Source organism: Ruegeria sp., assembly GCF_040830605.1.
GTDB lineage: Bacteria > Pseudomonadota > Alphaproteobacteria > Rhodobacterales > Rhodobacteraceae > Ruegeria.
This window is the reverse complement of record NZ_JBFOMD010000001.1, coordinates 667189-690934: the sequence shown is the minus strand read 5'-3', so window position 1 is coordinate 690934 and position 23746 is coordinate 667189. Positions and strand designations below refer to the sequence as shown.

At 64.0% G+C, this 23746-nt stretch carries 24 protein-coding genes; 11 read left to right on the top strand and 13 right to left on the bottom strand.

The genetic code is table 11. The features are described 5' to 3' along the window. Positions 1–53: 53 nt before the first annotated feature. The 4 genes from ftsY (at position 54) to AB3N21_RS03315 (ending at position 3715) form a co-directional block, all read left to right on the top strand. A complete protein-coding gene (gene ftsY / locus AB3N21_RS03330) occupies positions 54–1208 on the top strand; it encodes a signal recognition particle-docking protein FtsY (protein ID WP_367933861.1) in 1155 nt (384 codons plus the stop codon). Positions 1209–1293: 85 nt separating this feature from the next. After that, positions 1294–2196, top strand: a complete 903-nt coding sequence (locus AB3N21_RS03325; protein ID WP_367933860.1) for an EamA family transporter — start codon at positions 1294–1296, stop codon at positions 2194–2196. A gap of 17 nt (positions 2197–2213) precedes the next feature. After that, positions 2214–2819 carry an inner membrane-spanning protein YciB gene (locus AB3N21_RS03320; RefSeq protein ID WP_367933859.1) on the top strand — a complete coding sequence of 202 codons (606 nt, stop codon included), beginning with the start codon at positions 2214–2216 and terminating at the stop codon, positions 2817–2819. A 227-nt stretch (positions 2820–3046) separates the two neighbouring features. Further along, positions 3047–3715, top strand: a complete 669-nt coding sequence (locus AB3N21_RS03315) for a Crp/Fnr family transcriptional regulator (protein WP_171180009.1) — start codon at positions 3047–3049, stop codon at positions 3713–3715. Positions 3716–4040: 325 nt separating this feature from the next. Here AB3N21_RS03315 and AB3N21_RS03310 read toward each other — a convergent pair whose 3' ends face one another. From AB3N21_RS03310 to AB3N21_RS03275, 8 genes are all read right to left on the bottom strand, one after another. Beyond that, positions 4041–5489 (bottom strand): Do family serine endopeptidase, encoded by a 1449-nt coding sequence (locus AB3N21_RS03310; protein ID WP_367933934.1) that lies wholly within the window; start codon positions 5487–5489, stop codon positions 4041–4043. Between the two features lie 175 nt (positions 5490–5664). After that, complete coding sequence (locus AB3N21_RS03305) at positions 5665–6426, bottom strand: hypothetical protein (RefSeq protein ID WP_367933858.1); 762 nt, start codon at positions 6424–6426, stop codon at positions 5665–5667. A gap of 149 nt (positions 6427–6575) precedes the next feature. Continuing rightward, positions 6576–6770, bottom strand: coding sequence for a DUF2065 domain-containing protein (locus AB3N21_RS03300; RefSeq protein WP_367933857.1), 195 nt, complete (start codon positions 6768–6770; stop codon positions 6576–6578). Beyond that, a complete protein-coding gene (hflC, locus tag AB3N21_RS03295; RefSeq protein WP_171180017.1) occupies positions 6770–7657 on the bottom strand; it encodes a protease modulator HflC in 888 nt (295 codons plus the stop codon). Before hflC ends, AB3N21_RS03300 begins: the two co-directional genes overlap by 1 nt. Beyond that, positions 7657–8805, bottom strand: coding sequence for an FtsH protease activity modulator HflK (hflK, locus tag AB3N21_RS03290; protein WP_367933856.1), 1149 nt, complete (start codon positions 8803–8805; stop codon positions 7657–7659). Before hflK ends, hflC begins: the two co-directional genes overlap by 1 nt. A gap of 73 nt (positions 8806–8878) precedes the next feature. Beyond that, positions 8879–10237: a glutathione-disulfide reductase gene (gene gor / locus AB3N21_RS03285; RefSeq protein WP_367933855.1), complete on the bottom strand. Its 1359-nt coding sequence runs from the start codon at positions 10235–10237 to the stop codon at positions 8879–8881. 10 nt (positions 10238–10247) lie between these two features. Then, positions 10248–11036 carry a ribose-5-phosphate isomerase RpiA gene (gene rpiA, locus AB3N21_RS03280; RefSeq protein WP_171180023.1) on the bottom strand — a complete coding sequence of 263 codons (789 nt, stop codon included), beginning with the start codon at positions 11034–11036 and terminating at the stop codon, positions 10248–10250. 170 nt (positions 11037–11206) lie between these two features. Then, entirely contained in the window at positions 11207–11638 is a 432-nt protein-coding gene (locus tag AB3N21_RS03275) for a MarR family winged helix-turn-helix transcriptional regulator (RefSeq protein ID WP_367933854.1), read from the bottom strand. A gap of 55 nt (positions 11639–11693) precedes the next feature. Here AB3N21_RS03275 and AB3N21_RS03270 point away from each other — a divergent pair, with 55 nt between their 5' ends. From AB3N21_RS03270 to AB3N21_RS03260, 3 genes are all read left to right on the top strand, one after another. Further along, positions 11694–12194, top strand: a complete 501-nt coding sequence (locus AB3N21_RS03270) for a hypothetical protein (RefSeq protein WP_367933853.1) — start codon at positions 11694–11696, stop codon at positions 12192–12194. Positions 12195–12295: 101 nt separating this feature from the next. Then, positions 12296–12997 (top strand): glutathione S-transferase family protein, encoded by a 702-nt coding sequence (locus tag AB3N21_RS03265; protein ID WP_367933852.1) that lies wholly within the window; start codon positions 12296–12298, stop codon positions 12995–12997. A gap of 1 nt (position 12998) precedes the next feature. Continuing rightward, complete coding sequence (locus AB3N21_RS03260; RefSeq protein ID WP_367933851.1) at positions 12999–14372, top strand: L-serine ammonia-lyase; 1374 nt, start codon at positions 12999–13001, stop codon at positions 14370–14372. A gap of 113 nt (positions 14373–14485) precedes the next feature. On the opposite strand, the gene AB3N21_RS03255 is transcribed toward AB3N21_RS03260, so the two are convergent. Then, positions 14486–15178 carry a DUF3800 domain-containing protein gene (locus tag AB3N21_RS03255; protein WP_367933850.1) on the bottom strand — a complete coding sequence of 231 codons (693 nt, stop codon included), beginning with the start codon at positions 15176–15178 and terminating at the stop codon, positions 14486–14488. A gap of 184 nt (positions 15179–15362) precedes the next feature. Between AB3N21_RS03255 and AB3N21_RS03250 the strand changes: the two genes are divergently transcribed. Then, entirely contained in the window at positions 15363–16277 is a 915-nt protein-coding gene (locus AB3N21_RS03250; RefSeq protein ID WP_367933849.1) for a DMT family transporter, read from the top strand. Here the strand turns inward: AB3N21_RS03250 and AB3N21_RS03245 are convergent. Continuing rightward, the gene (locus AB3N21_RS03245) at positions 16222–16950 is read right to left on the bottom strand and encodes a thiamine diphosphokinase (protein ID WP_367933848.1); all 729 of its coding nucleotides are present in this window, start codon (positions 16948–16950) and stop codon (positions 16222–16224) included. The genes AB3N21_RS03250 and AB3N21_RS03245 overlap by 56 nt on opposite strands. 102 nt (positions 16951–17052) lie before the next feature. Between AB3N21_RS03245 and AB3N21_RS03240 the strand changes: the two genes are divergently transcribed. Together AB3N21_RS03240 and AB3N21_RS03235 are read left to right on the top strand one after the other, a co-directional pair. Then, positions 17053–18861, top strand: coding sequence for a hypothetical protein (locus tag AB3N21_RS03240; RefSeq protein ID WP_367933847.1), 1809 nt, complete (start codon positions 17053–17055; stop codon positions 18859–18861). A 288-nt stretch (positions 18862–19149) separates the two neighbouring features. Beyond that, a complete protein-coding gene (locus AB3N21_RS03235; protein WP_367933846.1) occupies positions 19150–19950 on the top strand; it encodes an endonuclease/exonuclease/phosphatase family protein in 801 nt (266 codons plus the stop codon). A gap of 87 nt (positions 19951–20037) precedes the next feature. Here AB3N21_RS03235 and AB3N21_RS03230 read toward each other — a convergent pair whose 3' ends face one another. After that, on the bottom strand, positions 20038–20697 hold the full coding sequence (locus tag AB3N21_RS03230; protein WP_367933845.1) for an ATP-dependent Clp protease proteolytic subunit: 660 nt from the start codon (positions 20695–20697) through the stop codon (positions 20038–20040). Positions 20698–21066: 369 nt separating this feature from the next. Here AB3N21_RS03230 and AB3N21_RS03225 point away from each other — a divergent pair, with 369 nt between their 5' ends. Then, positions 21067–22044 carry a hypothetical protein gene (locus AB3N21_RS03225; RefSeq protein ID WP_367933844.1) on the top strand — a complete coding sequence of 326 codons (978 nt, stop codon included), beginning with the start codon at positions 21067–21069 and terminating at the stop codon, positions 22042–22044. A gap of 56 nt (positions 22045–22100) precedes the next feature. Here the strand turns inward: AB3N21_RS03225 and AB3N21_RS03220 are convergent, their stop codons facing one another. Beyond that, positions 22101–22340, bottom strand: a complete 240-nt coding sequence (locus AB3N21_RS03220; RefSeq protein ID WP_367933843.1) for a DUF2842 domain-containing protein — start codon at positions 22338–22340, stop codon at positions 22101–22103. After that, positions 22340–23635 carry an adenylosuccinate synthase gene (locus AB3N21_RS03215; RefSeq protein ID WP_367933842.1) on the bottom strand — a complete coding sequence of 432 codons (1296 nt, stop codon included), beginning with the start codon at positions 23633–23635 and terminating at the stop codon, positions 22340–22342. Before AB3N21_RS03215 ends, AB3N21_RS03220 begins: the two co-directional genes overlap by 1 nt. Between the last annotated feature and the right edge of the window lie 111 nt (positions 23636–23746).

Genomic DNA, 23746 nt, shown 5'->3' with positions numbered 1-23746 from the left:
GCAACCGGCGCCAATCCGCATTAGGTGAGGGGAAGACCTCGCGGAGACCGAATATGGCGTTTTTCTCAAAGCTCAAGGACCGGCTGTTCAAATCCTCTTCCCGGCTCGAACGGGGGCTGGACGCGATCATCGAGGATGGCGGCGAGGAAACCCCCGCCGCACAGGACCCGTTCATCCCCAAGCCCGACCCCGAGCCGCAACCGGTCCCGGAAATCCCCGAACCGGTGCCCGCGCCGCAGCCGGTCGAAGTGCCCGAACCGATCCCGGCCGATCCGGTCCCTGCGCCTGTACCGCCGGAAGAGCCTGAAACCCCGGCGCAAAAGGGCCTGCTGGGTCGCCTGTTCTCGCGCGCCGACACCGCGCCCGTCATCCGCCGCACGCTGGATGACGACATGCTGGAACAGCTCGAAGAGCTGCTGATCGCCGCCGATATGGGCGTCGACACCGCCCTGCGCGTCACCGCCAACATGGCCGAGGGGCGCTATGGCAAGAAACTCTCGACCGACGAGATCAAGCAGGTGCTGGCACAGGAAGTCGCCCGCATCATGGACCCGGTCGCCAAACCGCTGCCGATCTATCCCAAACGCCCGCAGGTGGTGCTGGTGGTCGGCGTGAACGGCTCGGGCAAGACCACCACCATCGGCAAGCTCGCCAGCCAGTTCAAATCGGCAGGCAAGAAAGTGGTCATCGCCGCCGGCGACACCTTCCGCGCCGCCGCGGTGGAACAGCTTCAGGTCTGGGGCGAGCGCGCTGGCGTGCCGGTGCTGACCGCGCCCGAAGGCTCGGACCCCGCCTCGCTCGCCTTCGACGCCATGACCCGCGCGCAGGAGGACGGCGCCGACCTCCTGATGATCGACACCGCGGGCCGCCTGCAGAACCGCGCCGACCTGATGGAGGAACTGGCCAAGATCGTCCGCGTCATCCGCAAGAAGGACGACACCGCCCCCCACAACACGCTGCTGGTACTCGACGCCACCACCGGCCAGAACGCGCTGAGCCAGGTAGATACCTTCCAGAAGCTCGCCGATGTCTCCGGCCTGGTGATGACCAAGCTCGACGGCACCGCCAAGGGCGGCGTGTTGGTGGCGCTGGCCAACAAGTTCGGCCTGCCGATTCACGCCATCGGTGTGGGTGAGCAGATCGACGACCTCGCCCCCTTCGACCCCGAAGAATTCGCAGCCGCCCTGACCGGTCTGGAAACCCGCTAATTCCTTCTTCTGTTTAAAAATATCCTCGGGGGGTCTGGGGGGGCAGACAGCCCCCCAGACTCTCCACCAAGCGCAAGGCCCAGATTTGAGCGACTGGCTGATCTCCCTAGAAGGCACCGAATCCGGCCACCACCTCGCCTTGGGGCTGGCGCTGATGGCCGCCTTCCTGCACGCAGTGTTCGGCGCGCTTCAGAAAGGCCGTCACGATCCGTGGCTGTCGCGCGGGGCCATAGACGCCTCCTACGGGCTGATGGCCGCACCCTTCGCGCTGTTCGTGGTGCCCTGGCCCGAGGCGCATATGTGGCCGATCTTCGCCACGGTCTGGCTGATCCATATCCTCTACAAATGCCTGCAGGCGCTGGCCTATACCAAGGGCTCCTACACCGTCGTCTACCCGGTGGTGCGCGGAACGGGGCCTCTGTTCACGGTGATCGGCGCCTACCTGCTGTTTGCCGAGACCTTCTCGCCCACCCAATGGCTGGGCGTTGCGGTGCTGCTGGCGGGCATCTATGGGCTTGCGGCCTACAATCTCCGCCACCTGACCGCCGAGCGCGACACGCTGGGCGTGGCCCTGACGCTGGCGGTGATCACCGGGCTTTTCGTGGCGCTCTACACCACCTATGACGCCTACGGCATCCGCGCCACCGCCGACCCCTTCACCTTTCTGGCCTGGTTCTTCATGATCGACGGGGCCACCATGCCGATCTACGCCTTCCTGCGCTGGCGGGTGATGGTGAACCGTCCCGCGCCCGGGCCGCTGATGCTGCGCGGGTTCATCGGCGGGATCGTGGCCTTCCTGTCCTTCGGCTCCATCATGCTGGCCACCCGGCTCGACAAGGTGGGCGAGGCTGCCGTGCTGCGCGAAACCTCGACCGTCTTTGCCGCGCTGATCGGATGGCTGGTCTTGAAGGAAACCGTCGGTCCGCGCCGGATTGCCCTGATGGCATTGATTGCACTCGGCGCCGTAATAGTTGAAATGGGCGGGTAAGTATTCAGGACACGCGCATGACGAACAAGAAAGAGATCCACCCGCTTCTGAAACAGGTATTGGAGCTTGGGCCCCCGCTGGCCTTCTTCTTCATCTACCTGCGCCTGCGCGATCAGGATTTCACCATTGCGGGCACCGAGTATTCCGGCTTCATCATCGCCACGATCCTGTTCGTGCCGATCATGCTGGCGGCGATGGGCATCCTGTGGTGGCTTACGGGCAAGCTCAGCCGGATGCAGATCTTCACCGCCATCATGGTGATCTTTTTCGGCGGCCTCACCGCTTGGTTCAATGACGAGCGCTTCTTCAAGATGAAGACCACACTGGTTTACGGGTTCTTCTCGGCCATGCTGGGGATCGGGCTGTTACAGGGCAAATCCTATCTCGCCTATGTGCTCGACGACATGCTGCCCATGCGGATGGAAGGCTGGATGATCCTGACCCGCCGCCTGTGCGCCGGGTTTGCGGTACTGGCGGCCGCGAACGAGCTGGTATGGCGGACGATGTCGACCGATCTCTGGGTCAAGATCGAAACCTTTGGGTTTCCGCTGGCGCTGATGGCGTTTCTGATGATGCAATTCAGCCTGCTGCAACGCTACATGGACGACCCCGACGGCAACTGAGGCCGCGCAACAAGTCACGCGGCGCTCCCGCCCGTCATCGGGCCGCGCTGCGCGCGCCCCTCTTCCCGTTGGGCCCGGCGCCGTGCGGCAAAGCCGCCCGGCGCCCCAACCTGCCGCGCCAGCGCCGCAATGCCCTCACGATTCTGACCATTTCTCTTGGAATAACGGCCAAGCTGTGAAAAACAGGTAAGTACCACTCAAGTCCACATAGGAGCGCCGCTCGATCCATGACGGCCTTTCCAGACACCGAATTCCTGTCCGAAGCGTCGGACCGGCTCAAGGCCATGCTGTCCGCCCAGGCCTCGGAGGTTGAGCTTGAGCGCGGCGAGGTTCTATTCGAGCAGGGCGATGCCGGCGATGCGCTCTATGCCCTGCTGGACGGATCGCTCGAGGTATCCGTGCTGGCAATGAGCGGGCGCAAGCTGTCGCTCAACCTCATGCGTCCGGGCGAAGTGTTTGGCGAGATCGCGCTGTTCGACGCCGGCCCCCGCACTGCCACTGTATCCGCTGCGGAACCCTCGCGCGTGATGCGGGTGCGCAGCCGGGACGTGATGGCCCAGATCAAGCAGCATCCCGATCTTGCCGCGGACATGATCCGGCTGGCCGGGCTGCGGATGCGCTGGATGGGCACCCAGCTCAACGAACAAGTCTTTCTGCCGATGCCCGCGCGGCTGGCCCGCTGGCTGCTGCATCTGGTGCGCGCGCGCGATGAGGGCGATGGCAAGATCACTCTGTCGCAAAGCGAACTGGCGGAATTCGTCGGCGCCACGCGCGAAGCGGTCTCAAAGACCCTGTCCGGCTGGCGCCGTGAAGGCGTGATCGAAGTGTCGCGTGGCGGGCTGGTGATCCTCGATTTCGACGCGCTCGGGACGCTGGCCGAAACCGACATGATCTGAGCCGTACCGGGTGTGACCCGCTTCACAGACACGGGGCCGCCTGCCGGGTTAATGTATCCTTGGTTACCGCGAGAGGCCGGATGTTTCTCCCCAAGGTCTGTCCGAAGGTCTCTTCTAAGTGACAGAGCCATATGCCCCCCTCGGCATATGGCTCTTTACTTTTGCAGCCGGACCATCGCGCGCTGACACCGATCCCACCCAAATCGACAAAGCGATAATGTGACGGTTCCCAAAGGCTTGCAGCGGGAAACGGATCTGACACCCCCGTCAAAGCAAACGGCCGGGCATTTGACCCGGCCGCAGCATGCATGTCGTGAGGGCGTTTCTACTTTGCCAGACTCAGCGCGACGAATCGCGGCTCGCCACCCCGGCGCACCAGCAGCAGCAGCGATTTGCGCCCGGCTTCCTGCGCCTCGACGATCCGCGCGTCCAGGTCGGCCAGCGAGGTGACCTTTTGCTGGCCCGCCTCGGTGATCACGTCCCCGGTGCGCAGGCCCTTCTCGAACGCCTCCGAGGATTCATCGACGCTTTTGACCACAAGCCCGGCCACATCCTCGTCCAGCCCAAGCTCGGTCCGCTCGGCATCCGTCAGCGGTGAGACGACCAGCCCCATCAGCTCTTTTTCAGCTGTTTCAGGTTTCGCGGTCGAGGAACTCTCGCCATTCTCGGCCCGCTCGGCATCCTCGCGGCGGCCCAACGTGACCAGAACGGTCTGGGTGCTGCCGTCGCGGAACACGACCACACGCACCGATTTTCCGACCGTGGTCTCACCCACCTGGCGCACCAGCGTGCGGGTGTCCTTGACCTCGACCCCGTCGAAATTGACGATCACGTCACCGGCCAGCAACCCGGCCTCCTTGGCGGGACCCTCGGGCACATCGCTGATCAGCGCGCCGCCCGGCTTGTCCAGACCCATCGCCTCGGCCATGTCCTCGGTCACGTCCTGAATGCGCACGCCCAGCCAGCCGCGGCGGGTCTCGCCAAACTCGCGCAGCTGATCCACCACCTTGACCACCACGTTCGACGCCATCGAGAACCCGATCCCGATCGAGCCGCCATTGGGCGACAGGATCGCGGTGTTCACGCCGACCACCTCGCCCTCCATGTTGAAGAGCGGCCCGCCCGAGTTGCCCCGGTTGATCGCCGCATCGGTCTGGATGTAGTCGTCATAAGATCCGCTCAGCGCCCTGTTACGGGCCGAAACGATCCCTGCGCTGACCGAGAAACCCTGCCCCAGCGGGTTGCCCATGGCGATCACCCAATCGCCCACGCGCGCCGTGTCGCTGTCGCCGAATTTGACATATTTCAGAGGGCCTTGCGCCTCGACCTTGAGAAGCGCGATATCGGTTTTCTCGTCCGTACCGATCACCTTGGCGGGCAGCTCCTTCTTGGGCTGGCCATCACCGGGAAAGAACTCGATCAGGATCTCGTCGGCCTCGGCAATCACGTGGTTGTTGGTGACGATGAACCCGTCCTCGGAGATCACGAAACCCGACCCCAGCGCATTGCTGCGGCGTGGGCGGTTTTCATTGTCGCCGTTGCGATCCTGGAACTCGCGAAAGAAATCCTCGAACGGAGAGCCCTCGGGCACGATCCCCTGCGGACCGGTGCGGCCCTCGATCAGGGTCGAGGTGGTGATGTTCACGACCGCCGGGCTGATCTGTTCGGCCAGCGGCGCCAGGCTTTCGGGACGCGCCTGCGCCATGACGGCCTGAGCAAGGGCGAACAGCATGGTCAGGAATGCCAGCCACATCAGCCGCGCATTCGTGATCATACCGTCCTGCCTGAGGGGAATACTGCGTGCCTTTGCCTGCACTGGACGTCTCCTTGTCACCAACCTGTTTCGCCCGGTCCCATGGCGGAAACCGGTCTGTCAGGGATCAATGTAGTGAGTTTGGCCAAGCCCGCAACTCGGGATCGCGGGGAATTCACCGGCAATTGAGGCGCAATCACACGCCAGGCGCAAGTGCATGGGCGCTGAGATGGCGGTAATGCGGCTCGTGCCGGTCCAGCAGGGAGCGCACATGCGGGGCGCGCGCGCAGAGCGCATCGAACCGCCCGGCCTCGCGCGTCTCGGCCTGCGGATCGGGCGGTGCGATGCCCGAGCTTTGCAGCACCCGCCCGTGCCAGCCTTCGACCTTCTGCCAGTCCTGCGGCGCTTCGTTCTGCCAGTCAAAGGCGTGATCCGCCGGTGCCAGCCCCACCGCCCGCCACAGCGCCCCGATGAGGCCGCGCGGATCGGCCCGCACATCCTCGGCCCGGATCACCTGCGCGCGCGCGCCCCGCGCCACCAGCGCCCGATGCTGCGCCGCCTGCGCCGCGATGCCGATCTCTTCGTCGGTCACCTCCGGGTCCAGCTTGTGATACGAGACGATCGCCGCGCGAGGGCGCCGGATCAGGAACATGTTGCGCAGCCGCGCCAGAAACACCGCATCCTCCAGGATATGCGGCATCACGTAATAGCTCATGTCCTTGATGAAGACCGGCTGCACCGCAGCGCGATCCAGCAGCATATCCCGGATCTCGCTATAGCTGCGGGGATGGCCGGGTTCGACCTCGAAATGCGGCATCTCGCGCACGCGGCGATGCACGTAATAGTCATACATGAAGGGCTCATGCGCACAGTCCAGATCGCCACGCTCCCGCATGATCCGCTCGATGGCGGTGGACATGGAACGGGGATGCGACCAGAGCGCATAGATCGGATGCATGGCAGCGTCTCACGCCAGTTATAGCGAAATCGAATCAATCTGCACGAGGGAGCATCAAAATTCGCGTTCGAAAGCAGCAGTATGCTGATTGAGAGGCGGAGAATTTTGATTCAGATTTTTCGATTTCTGCTTTGGGCAGGGTCAGGCTGTCAAAAGCCGAACCGATGCGCAATCCACAGCAGGATCAGGCCGGTGACAACACAGATCAGTCCGACCTGGCGCCGGGCGCCTTCGGGCAGTGCGCGCAACACTTCCAGCATGCGTTCAACAAGCGAAGGGGCCAGCGCATAGGCCAGCCCCTCGACGATCAGCACCAGCCCGAAGGCCAGAAAGATCATGCCCATTATTCGGCCCCGCTCGCGGGTTTTCCGTTGGGCGACTTGAGATAGTTGAAGAACTCCGAATCCGGGCTCATCACCATCGAGCTGTTATTGCCCTGCAGCGCGCGGCCATAGGCGGTCAGCGAGCGGTAGAACTCGAAGAATTCCGGGTCCTTGCCAAAGGCCTGGGCAAAGATCGCATTGCGCTCGGCATCGGCCTCACCGCGGATGATCTCGGCCTCGCGCTTGGCCTCCGACACCAGCTCGACCACGGTCCGGTCGGCCTGCGCGCGCACGCGCTGCGCCGCCTCGTTACCACGGGCACGTTCGTCGGTGGCTTCACGTTCCCGCTCGGCCTTCATCCGGTCGAACGTGGCCTCCAGGTTGGCCTGCGGCAGGTCGGTCGCTTTCAGGCGCACGTCGATCACGCTGACCCCAAGTGCCAGCGCCTCGGCAATGGCGCTGTTGCGGATGCGCAGCATCAGCGCCGCCCGGTCCGAGCTCAGGATGTCCTTGGAGCTGACCGAACCCAGCACCTCGCGCGTCTCGGCGCGCAGGATGCGGTCCAGCCGGTCCTCGGCGACGGCAAGACCGCCGACACCGACGGCCTGACGGAACCGCTCAACATCCGCGATACGGTACCGGGCAAAGGCGTCGACCACCAGACGGCGGTCATCCAGCGGGGTCACCTCCAGCGGCTGCACGTCGATGGACAGGATGCGGTCGTCATACCGCACCACTTCCTGAATGAGCGGGATCTTGAAGGCCAGCCCCGGCTCTTCCTTCACCGCCACCACGCGGCCAAACTGCAGCACCAGCGCCTTTTCGCGCTCGTCCACGATGAAGATCGCCGACAGCACGCCGACCACGGCGAGAACCAAAACCGGCAGAATGAAATTGGTTTTCCGCATCACTGATTCTCCCCACCGGAATTGCGGCGCAGCTCGTTAAGCGGCAGGTAAGGCACGACGCCCTGCCCCGTTCCGCCGGAACTTTCATCCAGAATGACCTTGTCCAGATCCCCAAGCACCTGCTCCATCCGTTCCAGATAGAGACGTTTGCGGGTCACGTCGGGCGCCTTGGAGTATTCCTCGAGAACCGCGCTGAACCGGCTCGCCTCACCCTGGGCTTCGTTCACCTGCTGGGCGCGGTAGCCTTCGGCCTCTTCCAGGATCTGCGCCGCTTCACCGCGCGCCTCGGCCAGTACCTTGTTGGCATAGGCATCGGCCACGTTCTGCAAACGGTCCCGCTCCTGTGCTGCGGCCTGAACGTCGCGGAAGGCGGCGATCACGTCCTGCGGCGGGTCGGCCTTGTCGAAGTTCACACGGATGATGTTCACACCCGAATCGTAGCTGTCGAGCGTCAACTGGATCAGCTCCTGCAGCCGGTCGGCGATGATGCCGCGATCCCGGTTCAGGATCGGCGCCAGCTCCGACTGCGCGATGATCTCGCGCATCGCCGATTCCGACACCGCCCGGATGGTCGGGCGCGGATCGCGCAGGTTGAACAGGAACTTGGCCGGGTCGTTGATGTTCCAAACGACCTGATAGTCGATATCGACCACGTTTTCGTCACCGGTCAGCATCAGTCCGTCTTCGCTGCCCCGGGTGCCGCCCATGTCCTCGGTCTGTTCGCGGGTGACCGGGATCACTTCGGCGGTGACCAGCGGCCAGGGGGCAAAGTTCAGGCCCGGATTGCCGACGGCCGAGAACTCGCCCAGAAACAGCTCGACCGACTGTTCTTCGGGTTTGACGGTGTAGAAACTGGCCGCCGCCCACAGACCGGCGGCGATCAGCACGCCCAGCCCCACGGTGCCACGGGTAAAGACCGGACCGCCGCCGCCCGGGCCGCGGCCATCGCCGCCCCGGCCACCGCCGCCGCCACGCCCGCCCATCAGCACGCGCAGCTGCTCCTGACCCTTTTTCATCAATTCATCGATCTCGGGGATCTGCGGGCCGTCGCCTTCGGGCGGCCGCCGCCCGTCACCGTTGTTTCCCCGATTTCCGCCGCCGCCGGAAGAGCCTCCGCCCCCCCAGGGGCCACCGCTGTTGCCCGCCATGTGTTTTTCATCCCTTGTGTGGTGCCGTCTTGATCACGGCGTCAGTTCTAACCTGTATGCGCCCGCGTGCAAATCAAGCGCTGCGGACCGGATGCCGCATCGTCACCAGTTCCTCGGCCATCACCGGGTGTACGGCCACGGTGCGGTCGAAATCTTCCTTGGTCGCGCCCATCTTGACGGCGATGCCCGCCATCTGGATCATCTCGCCCGCACCCGGCGCCACGATGTGACAGCCCAACACCTTGCGGGTGGCCTTGGACACGATCAGCTTCATCAGCACCCGCTGCGACCGGCCCGCAAAGGCCTGCTGCATCGGCTTGAACGAGGTCGCGTAGACCTCGATCGGCTCCTGCGCCGCCGCCTGTTCCTCGCTCAGACCCACGGTGCCCATCTCGGGCTGCGTAAAGATCGCGGTCGGGATCAGTTCATGATCCACCGGCGTCGGGTTGGCCTTGAATACGGTCTCGACAAAGGCCATGCCCTCGCGGATCGCCACCGGGGTCAGGTTCACCCGGTCGGTCACATCGCCGATGGCATAGATCGAGGGCACGCCGGTCTGGCTGTACGCATCCACCACGATCTCGCCCTTGCGGCCCCGCTCGACGCCCAGAGCTTCCAGCCCCATGTCGCCGGCATTGGGCGCCCGGCCCGTGGCATACATCACCACGTCGAACAGACGCTCAGTTCCGTTGGTCGCCTTGACCCGGATCTTGTCGCCATCCTTGGCCATCTCGATCACGTTGGTGCCCAGATGCACATCGACCCCGTTCTGGCACATCTCCTCGCAGATCAGCCCGCGCGCCTCTTCGTCGAAACCCCGCAAGATCTGCGCCCCGCGATAGAACTGCGTGGTATTAACGCCCATCCCGTTCATGATCCCGGCAAACTCGCAGGCGATATAGCCGCCGCCAACGATCAGCATGGTCTCGGGCAGCTTCTCCAGATGGAATATCTCGTTCGAGGTGATCGCCAGTTCCGAGCCCGGAAACTCCGGCACCACCGGACGCCCGCCGGTGGCGATCAGGATGTGCTTGGCGGATTTGCGGGTGCCATCGGCCAGTTCGACCGTATGCGGATCGACCAGGCGGGCACGCTGGTCAAAACTCTCGACCCCGTTGTTTTTCAGAATGCCGCGATAGACACCTTCCAGCCGGTCCAGCTCGGCATGCAGCTTGCTCTTGAACGCGTCCCAGTCAAATGCGCCCGGCTTGACGTCCCAGCCATAGGCCTGCGCATCCTCGACCATACCGGCATATTCGCTGGCAAACACCATCAGCTTCTTGGGCACGCAACCGCGGATCACGCAGGTCCCGCCATAGCGGTCCTCTTCGGCCAGCGCCACCTTGGCTCCGGTCTCACCTGCCGCAACGCGCGCCGCCCGCACACCGCCAGAGCCGCCGCCGATGACGAACAGATCATAGTCAAAGCTCATGGAATATTCCTCAATCCGTCAGATCGGAGAACAGGTTGTCGCTCTCGGCGAACTCCATCCGATCCTGCTCAATCGTGCCCTCATTGATGTCGCGCGTCTCGACCCGGCCATCGCCAAAGCCGATCACGACCCTGTCACAGATATCGATGAACAAACCGTTTTCAACCACACCGGGGATCTGGTTCAGCACCAGCGCCAGTTGCCTCGGGTTGCCGATGCGCTGCAGATGCAGGTCCAGAATGTGGTTGCCCTCATCGGTAATCGCGGGCGCCTCGCCCTTCATCCGCAGCGTGACCGAGCGGCCCAGCACATCCATCGCCACCAGCGTTTCCTCGATCAGCGAGCGGGTGGTCTGCCAGCCGAACGGAATGACCTCGACCGGCAAGGGAAACGCGCCCAGCGTCTCGACCTCCTTGCCCGCATCGGCAATCACCACCATCTGATCGCTCGCCGTGGCCACGATCTTTTCCTGCAGCAGAGCGGCCCCGCCACCCTTGATCAGGTTCAGATCGCCGTCGAACTCGTCCGCGCCATCAATGGTCAGATCCAGCCACCCGGCCTGATCCAACGAGACCACCTCGATCCCCACTTCCCGCGCCAACTCGGCGGTTCGGGTCGAGGTCGGCACGCCCTTGATCCGCAGGCCATTGTCCCGCACCATCTCGCCCAGGCACCGCACCAGCCAGGCCGCGGTCGAGCCGGTTCCCAGCCCCACTCGCATCCCGTCTTCCACCATATCGGCGGCGCGTCTTGCAGCAACGAATTTGGCCTTGTCGATGGGCGACAACTCTCCGGTCATGGCAGCATCCCTTGTTTGCGTTGCCGGACTTATACGGAATGCCCTGCCCGACTGCGAGGCCAAATTGCCCGCCCCGCAATCGGGACAGCGCGGACAAGCGCGCAACCCCGCCATGGGGCACCCATCAAAACACCCGAGCGCGTGCGCAGCACGCTCAATTTGGTAACCGCTCAGCCGCGCTGCATATTGGCGATGGCGCGCCGCATCAGGGCCAGAAACAGCACGCGATCCGCATCGTCGATCCCGGCCAGCGCCTGCGCGTTCTGCGTCCGGGCCGCCGCCTTGGCCTCCGCCTCCAGCCCCCGTGCCCGGTCCGTTAGGAACACCAGCCGCGAGCGTTTGTCGGTTTCCGACGCGCGCCGCTCGATCAGCCCGTCCCGCTGCATCCGGTTCAGCGTGTTGGCCATGGTCGCCTGCTCCACATCCAGCGCCCCAACCAGATCGGCCTGCGTGCGCCCGTCCCGCACCCACAGTTCCAGCAACACCATGAACTGCGCGGGCGCCAGCCCCAAAGGCTGTATCCGCTTCTGCAACCCCGCCGCGAACAGCCGCGCCATGTGGTTGGCCAGATACCCGGCCGAGTTTTCCTGAAAATCCGACATGGCCGCAAAAAACACTTGAATAGCACGCTATGCAACTCTATTTACATAGCATGCTATGTTAAATCTGGACACCACCGCCATGAAAACCGCCATCCACGCCACCGCCGGAAGCCTCGCCCTCGCCACCATCTCGACCTTCTGGGTCTCGACCCTGATCTCGGAACTCTTCGCCTCGCATGCGGCCATCGCTGCGGTCAAAACCGCCATCCTCTACGGCATGGCGCTGCTGATCCCGGCCATGGCCACGGCGGGCGCCACCGGGGCCAGCCTCGGCAAGGGATGGAAACTGCCGCAGGTGGCGGCCAAATCGTGCCGGATGAAGATCATCGCCACCAACGGCCTGCTGATCCTGCTGCCCTCCGCCGTCTTCCTCGCCCTGCGCGCGCAGGCCGGACAGTTCGACACCGCCTTCTATGCGGTGCAGGCGCTTGAATTGATCGCGGGCGCCATCAACATCACCCTGCTCTCGCTCAACCTGCGCGACGGGCTGGCACTGGGCCGCCGCCGCAAGGCCCGCGCAAAGGCCAGCACACAGACCAGCACACAGGCGCGGTGAGGCGCGGCAATCCGCCAAAGATACCCTCAAAATACGCGTTTCCGATAGGAAACGTCGGAATCAAGGCTTTCTGAATTCTCCACAGCCCTTAAACAGGCGGCATGGAATCGCCGTACCGCCTGCACTGCGCCCCCGACAACGCCTCGCTGGTGATCCGGCTGGCGATGGAAGAGATGGGCCTGCCCTACGACACCGCCCTTGTCAACCGTCCGGGCAAGGCGCAGGACAGCGCGGCCTACCGGGCGCTCAATCCCAACGGGCTGATCCCGGTTCTGGAAACGCCGCAAGGCCCGATCTTTGAGACCGCCGCCATCCTGCTCTGGCTGGCCGACACTCACGGGCAACTCGCCCCGGCACCGGACAGCGCCGAGCGCGCGCCCTTCCTCAAATGGCTGTTCTTCGCCTCGAACACGCTGCACGCCGATCTGCGCATCCTGTTCTATGCCGGAAAATACATAGACGCCGCCCAGACCGAGACCCTGCGCGCCGGGATCCGCCCGCGCCTGCGCCAGCACCTGCAAGTGCTGGAGGCTGAGGCGAAAAACGCCCCCACCTGGCTCAGCCCTCATCAGCCCTCGGTTCTCAGCTACTATCTCGCCTGCATGATGCGCTGGATGGCGCTCTACCCGGCCGGCACCGACCGCAGCTGGTATCAGCTGGCCGATACCCCATATCTGCAGAAGGTCCTGATGCAGCTCGAACTCCGCCCCGCCACCCGCGCCGCCATCAGGGCCGAGGGGCTGGGGGTCACCCCGTTCACCTCGCCCACCTACGCCAACCCTCCAGAAGGCTCAGCAACCTAAGATGTTCCTCTCCGTCTTCGATATGTTCAAAGTGGGCGTCGGCCCATCGTCTTCGCACACCATGGGGCCGATGGTGGCCGCCGCACGGTTCCTCGACCTGATGCGCGCCTCGCCGTTCGAGTTTTCGGGCCTGCGCGGCTCGCTGCACGGCTCGCTGGCCTTTACCGGCGTCGGCCACGCCACCGACCGCGCCACCATCCTCGGCCTCGCTGGCTTTACCCCCGACAGCTACGACCACAACAAGGCCGAGGCCGCGCTGGCCGCCATCGCCGACACCCACACCGTCACACCCGAGGGCCTGCCGACGCTGAAATTCGACCCCAAGGCCGACCTGCTCTTCGACTACGACCACACCCTGCCCGGCCACGCAAACGGCATGATCCTGATGGCCACCGACGCGCAAGGCGACGTGATCCTGCGGCAGGTCTACTACTCCATCGGCGGCGGCTTCGTGCTGACCGAAGAGGAACTGGCCGAGGGCAAGGACTCCAACGATGGCGCGCCCGTGCCCTACCCCTTCCACACGGCCGCCGAAATGCTGGAAATGGCCAATGCCAGTGGCAAGACCATCGCCGACATGAAACGCGCCAACGAGGTCGCGCGCGGCTGCGCCGACAGTTTCGCCAAGGGCACCGCCCGGATCTGGGAGGTGATGAACAACTGTATCGAGCGCGGCCTGGCCACCGATGGCATCCTGCCCGGCGGCCTCAAGGTCCGCCGCCGCGCCAAGGGCATCCACGACGCGCTCATGGCCGAGCGCGGCATGAACCTGAACGCGCCGCACACGATCAACGACTGGATGAGCGTCTATGCCATGGCGGTGAACGAGGAAAACGCAGCCGGAGGTCAGGTCGTCACCGCCCCCACCAACGGCGCGGCAGGCACCATGCCGGCGGTGCTACGCTACTATCTCGATCATGTCCCCGGCGCCTCGGAAAGCCATATCGAGGACTTTCTGCTCACCGCCGCCGCCATCGGCGGGCTGATCAAGTACAACGCCTCGATCTCGGGCGCCGAAGCGGGCTGCCAGGCCGAGGTCGGCTCCGCCTCGGCCATGGCCGCCGCTGGTCTCTGCGCGGTGATGGGCGGCACGCCGGAACAGGTGGAAAACGCCGCCGAGATCGCGCTGGAACATCATCTGGGCATGACCTGCGACCCGGTCGCCGGGCTGGTGCAGGTGCCCTGCATCGAACGTAACGGTCTGGCCGCAATCAAGGCGGTATCTGCCGCCTCGCTGGCGCTACGTGGCGACGGCCAGCACTTCGTGCCGCTCGATTCGGCCATCGAGACCATGCGCCAGACCGGCCACGACATGCACGAACGCTACAAGGAGACCTCGCTGGGCGGTCTGGCGGTCAACGTCCCCAACTGCTGAGGCCCTCCCTCCGGCACCACCCGACGGACCAAGCCGCTTGCAAGCGGCTTGATGCGGTTTGCAAACCGCATGAAAGGCGTTTACAAAGGCGATGGAGAAAGTTGCATCTTCACCTACCCACCAAAATCCGTCGCGCCAAAATGACGAATAGCAAGACGCTGTGTCGCCTCGGCAAACAATCGGTATTCATCAGGAAATCGTTTCGCCTTTGGGTCCATCCCCCTAATTCTACGTGAGTAGTAAGCCACAAAGTCGGCAGCTTGCAGCGATATTACCGACTTCTTTTCAGCAAAACTGAGGGTGCCAAGCATGGCGTGGTGCTGTTTAGCATGTTGAAAGCGAGCAAGGACATCAGCATTGTTTGAGTTTCCGTCCTCCACGACAAATGACAGCGTCTCACCATGTTGGGCAATTAGGTCAAGGTGCCCAACCTTCTGATACTGATCAATAATGCCGACCATGCAAAATCCCAACGGCGAGACTGTCTTGTTTCTCCCAAGCTCCTTTTTGCGCTTCGGGTAGATCTTGCGAAGAGTGGAGAATTCAAAACTATCAGCAACATACATTTCAAGGATTTCGCAGAAGACGTTGGCAAAGCCTTTCCTGTAATCCCAATCTTTGTCACTCCAAAAGCCGCGAGCATGCCTGAAATCTTCAGTGTGTAAATAATCAAGTCCGATCTCATCGAAAAACAGACGAGCATGGACCTCAAACGCCTTCCACTTTTCTTCTGTGGTCGCATGTCCCGCAAGCGTGACGTACTTGGTGTCTCTCCCGCCGCTATCGTCAATATAAGCTATCAGCACAAAAGATGTCGCTTCTCACGATCCGGAAAACTCATGATCGGAAAGCATGGAGTCCGGTGCTTTAGGTTAGATACATTACTCATACCCTACCTCGCTGCCTCGGGTACGGCACGTACAATAACGCCTTTCCAAACCGCCATTTTCCGCCTTTTGCAAACGCACGCCATGCCCTAGCGTGGCGCGCATGACCCATGACCGCCCCGTCCTCGGCATCCTCCTGATGCTCGGCTTCTGCGTGCTCGCCCCGATGGGCGACGCGCTGGCCAAGCTGCTGGGACAAACCGCGCCCATCGGCCTGCTCCTGCTGGGCCGCTTTGCGGTGCAGGCCGCCGTGCTGATCCCGCTGATCGCGCTGACCGGCAGGCCGTGGCGGATGCGCGGGCGTGTCCTGCGGCTGACCATGATCCGCACCGGGCTGCACATCGTGGGCATCGGCGCGATGTTCACCGGGCTGCAATACCTGCCGCTCGCCGACGCCGTCGCCATCGCCTTCGTCATGCCTTTCATCATGCTGCTTCTGGGCAAATACATCCTCGGCGAAGAGGTCGGTTCCCGCCGCCTCGGCGCCTGCATCTTGGGCTTCATCGGCACCCTGATGGTGATCCAGCCCAGCTTCGCCGAGGTCGGCCTGCCCGCCCTCTGGCCGCTGTTGGTCGCGGTGATCTTCGCGCTCTTCATGCTGGTCACCCGCCAGATCGCCAAGGAAACCGACCCGGTGGGGCTGCAGGCGGTCTCCGGCGTGATGGCCTCGGCGGTGCTGCTCCCCGCCCTGCTGCTGGGCAACCGCGCCGGTCTGGACCAGCTCACGCTGATCCTCCCCGACGCCCGCACCACCTGGCTGCTGCTCGCCATCGGCCTGCTGGGCACCGGCGCCCACCTGCTGATGACCTGGGCGCTGCGCTACGCGCCATCGGCCACGCTGGCGCCCATGCAATATCTGGAGATTCCCATCGCCACGCTGATCGGCTGGATCATCTTCAGCGACCTGCCCGACGGTCTGGCCGCGCTGGGCATCTGCATCACCATCGCCGCCGGGCTCTACGTCATCCTGCGCGAGCGGACCAGCGCCCGGTCCGGTCCGACAGAAACGCCTGCATGACCTGATCCAGCGCCCCGCGCGGCACCATCACTAACAGCCCCGGCGCGTCGACCTCAAGCGCCACCGCACCCGTCGCCCGGTTCGAGGTCCCGACCTGCCCGTCGGGCTCGAACACCAGCCCCTCGATCGGCCACTCCAACCCCTCGCTGCGCCCGGTCACCCGCGCCAACGGAAACAACGACACCACGCTGCCGGGCTCCAGCTCCAGCCGGATCCGCGGCGGCGCATGAAAGATCACCTCACGCTCGCCCAGCAGCAGGCAGGGCCGGTCCGCATGCCGGACCAGCGCGTTGAACACCGCCAGCTGATGATCCACCCGCGCGCCCAGAAACCCCAGCCCCAGCACCAGCGGCGCCTCTATGTTCCGCAAAGCCTTGTCAAAATCAGTGCTGTCCTGCTCGCGAATCGGGAACAGCCGTTCGGAGGGAATCAGCTCCCGCGATACCCGCTCAAGTGAGTCGAAATCGCCGATAACGGCGTCCGGAACCCGCCCTTCGGCCAGAATAGCCGCCCCACCGCTATCCGCCGCAACCAGCGTTTTGACGCGATTCAGCGCCAGATTCATGTCGTCTGGGCCGATTTGCCCCCCTCCGACCAGTAAAATGGGGGTTTCCGAGCAAACAATTGCGCCACTTTTAGACGTATTGGCCACTTTTTCTAGGTTTCGACACATTCTGACCACAAAATGATACGTTGATTTACACAGATTCGCGCCGAATTTGACGCCCGGCGTTTGTTAGCTTGGTGTCATAAGTTTGTAGAGGACGAGCGTCGTATGGTACACAACAACAAGGTATTGACCGTCTCCTATGGGACGTTTTCATGCACCCTCGAAGGGTTCGATGACTCCTTTGAGACCATGAAATCCATCGCCGAGTATTTTCGGGACCTGGCAGCGGACGACCGCTATTTCGGATCGGAACCGCCGCAGCCGGATGCAGAAATGCTGACCCGGATCGCCCAGCGCGACATCGCCCGTCAGGTCGAGGCCCGCCAGAGCGAGACCGGAATCGTTTTGCGCGCAACCGAGGCCGAAGCCCCGGCCATCGCCGCCCAGCCGCAGCCCGCAGCCGATCCGACGCCGGCCGCGCCGCAGCAGCCCGTTCAGGCGGAGCCCGCCCCCAGCATCGCACCAGTCCCGGCCGAGCCCGTCCAGCCCGCCGCAACCACGCCCGAACCTGCAAACTCCGAGCCGTCCACCCCCGTCCAGGCCGAGGCGCCGCAACCCGCGCCCGAGCCGGTTGCCGAGCGCAAGCCGGTCGTGCTGGAAGCGGTCAAGACGGATGTGCCCGAACCGACGCCCGCCCCGGCACCCGAAGCCGCAGAACCGGAAATGGAAGCGGAAGAGGCCCCGATCCTCGAGGCCGAGCCGGTCGACCCCGAAACCGTACCCGCCGCAAACAGCATCGCCGCGAAACTGCAGCGCATCCGCGCCGTGGTGTCGCGCTCCGAGGACGAGGTTAGCTCCTACTCGGAAGACGAGCATGCCGATCTGATGGCTGGCGGAACCGAGGAAGATCAGGACGCGATCTCGTCGGCCTTTGACGCGGAAACCGAAACGGCAGCCGACCTGCCCCCGGTTGTCCAGACCCTGGAAACCATCATCGCCGGTGCCGAACCCGCTCAGGAAGACGAGAGCGACGACATCCTGTTCGCCAATCTCGATGAAGACGCCGATGAGCCCGAAGAGGATGGCGATTTCCGCAATATCCTCGACGACGACACCGATACCGCGCCCGAGCAGATCGCACCGGCAGCCGAGTCCGTTGTCGAGATGCCGGCCCCGGCTGCGGCAGAGGATCAGCAGACGCCCGATGGCGCCCTGACTGCCGAAGACGAGGCCGACCTGATGCGCGAGCTTGCCGGGGTCGAGGCCGAACTGATCTCGCGCCGCGAAGATCGCCCGGACATGAGCGGCGGCATCGACGATGACGCCGACGTGTCCCGCCTGATGGACGCAGCCGACGAAAAGCTGGGCGAGCCCGGCGCATCGCATAACCGCGAGGCCTACACCCACCTTCGCGCTGCCGTTGCGGCGACCGAGGCGGATCGGACTGTCGGTGAAGAAGCCAAAACCGGCGCGGATGCCGAGGACTATCGCGAGGATCTGGCCTCGGTCGTGAACCCGCGCCGCCCCACCGCAGAAGGTGCGACCCCCCGGCCCGAGGTCGACAAGCCCGGCCCGTTGAAACTGGTTGCCGAGCAGCGCATCGACGAATCCTCCCCGGCAAATGCCGGCCCCGTCCGCCCGCGCCGGGTGGCCAGCGTGGTCAAGGCGGATGTAACCGCACCCGACAGCGGATTTGCCAGCTTTGCCGAGGAAAAAGGCGCCCAGTCGCTGGCCGAACTGCTGGAGGCCGCTGCCGCCTACCTGTCCTTCGTCGAGGGGCAAGAGCAGTTTTCGCGCCCGCAGCTGATGAACAAGGTGCGCGCGCTGAACCTGGACGAGTTCAACCGCGAAGACAGCCTGCGCTTTTTCGGCCAGCTGCTGCGCGAAGGGAAAATCGAAAAGGCCGGTGGCGGCCGCTTCGCCGCGTCCAGCCAGATCGGCTATCGCCCCAACGGAGAACGCGCCGTGGGCTGAACCCCTCGTCATCTCACGGAAAAACGCCCTGCCGGACACCCCGGCGGGGCGTTTTCTTTTTTTGAGTATCGCCCCGTTGCAATGGCAGGGCTATTTGCGACCCCCGATTTGGTTTCCGGGCCAAGAGACCAACGGGTTTCATTCGCCCCAAAACTGCGCGAACACTTACCTGTTTGCGGGCGCCTCTTCCTTCTCCACGTTCCAACTGACGAAGAGAGGCAGAGGGGCCGGCTCTGCGCAAGCAGAAAACACTTTAAGAAACCACCGTAACCCCTTACGGATAAGACAATGCGACTGATGTGCCTGAACGGATGGGGCGGAAAACTCCACGATGATCTGCTGCCCTACCTGGCAGCGGACCGCCCCGACATCCTGTGCCTGCAAGAGGTGGTGCACAGCCCGCAAACCGGCAAGGACTGGCTCACCTACCGGGATGGCGACCATGTTCTGCCGCAACGGGCCAACTTCTTCCGCGATGTCTGTCAGACGCTGCCGGACCACGTCGCCACCTTTTGCCCGGCCGCACAAGGCGTGCTGTGGGATGGCGAGAAATCAGTGCCGTCGCAATGGGGGCTCGCCACCTTTGTGCACAAATCTCTGCCCGTCATCGCGCAGGCACAGGATTTCGTCCACAAAAACTACTCACCGCACGGCTACGGCCCCCACCCCAGATCCCGCAGCGCCCACGGCATCCGGGTCTACGATCATCAGCGCGACCGCCCGGTGAGCGTCACCCATATGCACGGTCTGCGCGATCTGAACGGAAAGTTGGACACGCCCGACCGGCTGGCACAGGCACAGCGGCTTCTGGACCTCTCGAACCGGGTCTCCGACCCCGATGGCGTGGTGATCATCTGCGGGGATTTCAATGTCGAACCGGATAGCGAGACCCTGCGGCTGCTACAGGACACCGGACTGACCGAGCTTGTCACGCGCCGGGGCTTCGACGGCACCCGCACCTCGCACTACACCAAACCGGGCCGATTCGCGGATTACATGCTGGTGAACCACGAAAGCGAGGTTACCCGCTTTGATGTGGTCCACCAGCCCGAGGTATCCGATCACTGCCCGCTTGTGCTCGAAATCTGAGCGGTGCCGCGCCGCACGGGGGCGCGACACCAAAACGAAAAACCCGAACCCGAACAGGGGCCGCATGACTGAAGGCCCCAGCCCTGGTCAGCTCCCCAGATCGCAGCCGATGATCTCGGTTGCGATCCCGTGCCCCAGTGCTTCGTCGGACGACAGCAGCCGGTGCCCCAGCTTGAGCTCGCGCACTTCGTCCCGCGTCAGCTTCGAACGCTGGGCCAGAATGCTGATCGACCGTTCCTCGGTCTTTTCCCAGCGCTGCGGAAAACTGTTGAGCTCGGTCCGGTCGTTCGAACTGGCCACCACCGTCAGCGTGACGGGATGGATCTGCATCGTGCTGCTGCAGCTGATCCGCCGCTCGGAACCGGCCAGGAACACATAGACCGCCGCCGAATGGCTGTTGCCATAGATGGTCGTGGTCAGTCGGTTCTCGGTATCCGCGATCCGCAGCGCCTCATAGACGCCATGGGCCGTGGTCGGGCTGCCGCCAGGCGAGTTGATGACGATTTCCTGCGCGTATCCGCCTTCCAGACAGGGAATGACCGTGTCAAAGATCTTGCCGGTCAGTTCCCAATCGACCTTACCGTCGAGAACAAAGCGCCCGTGCTTGCCGGTGCATTTAAGCTTGTCCCCTTCCTCTTTCTTGGCCGTTTCCACGGCTGCCATGGCCGTTGCCGAGTCTCCGGCAGACCAGTTGATGGCGACGATACTCAGCGCCGCCAGTGCCAGTGTAATTGTGACTTTTTTCATGTGTTTACCCACTAAACAGAAAGTGTACCCCGGTATTCATGAATTCATGGCGCACCTGAGCCTTGGTCTTCCGGCTCGAATTCTTATTTGTGCGCCGCCTTCAGAAGACCAGAAAAACCGGCCGAAATATAGTTTGGAATGTGGCCATAATACGGTTCGCAACAACTTGTGACCGGTCCGTCAGGTGCCGTGAGGGCTGCGCTTTTGCACCAATCTGCCCCTGAAACGACACGCTCCGAAACGCCTTGGGCAGTCACCGATATGTGCCGCCGCCGCTTTCGTGTTACGGTTGCACCAGTCCGTTCGAACCAGCCCACGAGGTCTGATGTGGCCACCCGTCACGTGAAATTACGCCATTTTACCATAGCCTTGGTTCCCATCGTCATTTTCTGGCTGAACGCCCTGATCAGCAAGCATCTGATGGCCTCGGACCTCGATGTGCCCCCCGATATCCTGCAGGACGGGCGCCACTGGCTCGAGGCGGTGGGCCGGTACCGGTTCCTCGCCGCCACCTGGTTCTTCGCCGCTCTGGCGGTGCTCGCGGTGGCGGTGCTGGTGCGCACTCTGATGCGCCCGACAGCCCGCCAGACACGTCTTGCGGCTGTCGCCACCATGGTCGTCATCTTCCTGCTCGCCGTCACCCCGGTGATTCAGCAGAACCTGAACCCGGACGGGACGCGGCTCTATCACCGCCTCGGAGCGGCTGTCTTTGAGACCGCCCTTGCTCGGGGCAACTTGCCGGGATGCGTCGGACCGGACGACCTGTGGCTGCTGGGCCGATGCGGCGACATCCCGGTCGTCTCACTCTTCAACCGCCTGATGGATATCGTCACCGTCCTGGCCGGCCTCGCCGTGGGCGCATTGATCGTCGGAATGATCCTGTGCCTGGAAACGCGCCACAGCGACGATTTCGAGGAAGCCGCCGCGCAGCTCGCCCAGAACCTGCGTCAGATGCGGCAGCAGCTTTACCTCTCCAGCCTGATCCTCACCTTCGGCATGCTCTTCGCAACAAGCTGGATGCACTGGCCCCTGCCCATGGTGTCCGAGGCGGAACGGGGACCATACGGCTCGATCGTACTGGCCTCGGCCCTGTTCACCGGCACCTATTTCAGCCTGCTGCTCCTGAGCTTCTACCTGCCCGTGGCCCTGATACTGGACGAGCGGGTCAGACTGCTCGCCGAAAAGGCGGGGCAAAGCGCGCCGGCCGGCGAGCCGCTCGATATCATCGGCTGGCGGGCCTCACACGGGCTGAAAGACGGGGCCAGCGAATACATCCGTGCGGGGTTTGCCCTGACAGCGCCGATCCTGGCGGCCTTTGCAGGCGGGATTTCTCCCATCGCGCTGTAAGAGCGCCATACGCCCCAGAGGCGCAAAGGTCAGGCGCATCCTCGCAGGGGCGCAGCTTATCCCCCGTCGTCCGGGTCCGCCTGCCCCACGCCCCGGAACACATATTTGAAGGGCAGCGCCCACAGGATGCCAAGGCCGATATAGACCAGCAGCTCCAGCCAGATCGGCGGACGCTCAAGCAGGTTCAGCACCGTGACCACCGCCACGATATAGAGCGGCAGCCCCACCAGCAGGATCACCAGCGACCAGCGGCGGCGGGCCTTGTAGCTGAGCCCGGGTTTCTTTCCCGCGCCCATCAGTCGGCAAACGGGTCGGTCACCAGAATGGTGTCGTCCCGCTCCGGGCTGGTGGAGAGTAACGCCACCGGGCATTCGATCAGCTCCTCGACCCGGCGCACATATTTGATCGCGTTGGCGGGCAGATCGGCCCAGCTGCGTGCTCCTTCAGTGGATTCGCTCCAGCCCGGCATTTCCTCATAGATCGGCTTGCAGCGCGCCTGTTGGTCGGCGGCGGTGGGCAGGTAATCCAGCCGCTCGCCATCCAGCTCATAGCCCACGCAGATCTTCAGCGTCTCGAACCCGTCCAGCACGTCCAGCTTGGTCAGCGAGATACCGTTCACCCCGCTGGTGGCGCAGGTCTGGCGCACCAGAACCGCGTCGAACCAGCCGCAGCGGCGCTTGCGCCCGGTGGTGGTGCCAAACTCATGCCCGCGCTCACCCAGCCGCTGGCCGTCCGCGTCATGCAGCTCGGACGGGAACGGCCCCTCGCCCACGCGGGTGGTATAGGCCTTGACGATGCCGAGGACGAAATCGATCGAGCCCGGCCCGATGCCCACGCCGGTGGCGGCCTGCCCGGCAATCACGTTCGACGAGGTCACATAAGGGTACGTGCCGAAATCGATATCCAGCAGCGCGCCTTGCGCGCCCTCGAACAGGATGCGCTTGCCCGCCTTGCGTTTCTCGTTCAGCACCTTCCAGACCGGCGCCGCAAAGGGCAGGATCTGCGGCGCGATCTCTTTCAGCTGCGCCAGCAGCGCGTCGCGGTCGATGGCCTCGATCCCCAGCCCTTTGCGCAGCGGGTCGTGATGCTGCAACGCCCGGTCCACGCGCGCCTCAAGCGTGGCGGGGTCCGCCAGATCAGCCACGCGGACGGACCGGCGGCCCACCTTGTCCTCATAGGCGGGGCCGATGCCGCGCCCGGTGGTCCCGATCTTGGTACCCTTGCTCGCGGCCTCTTCCCGCGCCCGGTCCAGCTCACCATGGAAAGGCAGGATCAGCGGCGTGTTCTCGGCGATCATCAGCGTCTCGGGGGTGATATCGACACCCTGCGCCCGGATCGTGCCGATCTCGTTGATCAGATGCCACGGGTCCAGCACCACGCCGTTGCCGATGACGCTCAGCTTGCCGCCCCGCACTACGCCCGAGGGCAGCGCGTGCAGCTTGTAGACCTCACCGTCGATGACCAGCGTATGACCGGCATTGTGCCCGCCCTGAAAGCGCGCGATCACGTCCGCCCGCTCGCTGAGCCAGTCGACGATCTTGCCTTTCCCCTCGTCGCCCCACTGGGCGCCGACAACAACCACGTTGGCCATATCCGGTCCTTTTAGCTCGGTAATATCAAACCCGGGCCCGTATAGCGGGGCGTGAGGGGCAGGGAAACCGGTAATTCGACGCAGTTCAGGTCATATCGCGCGTGCCGTGCG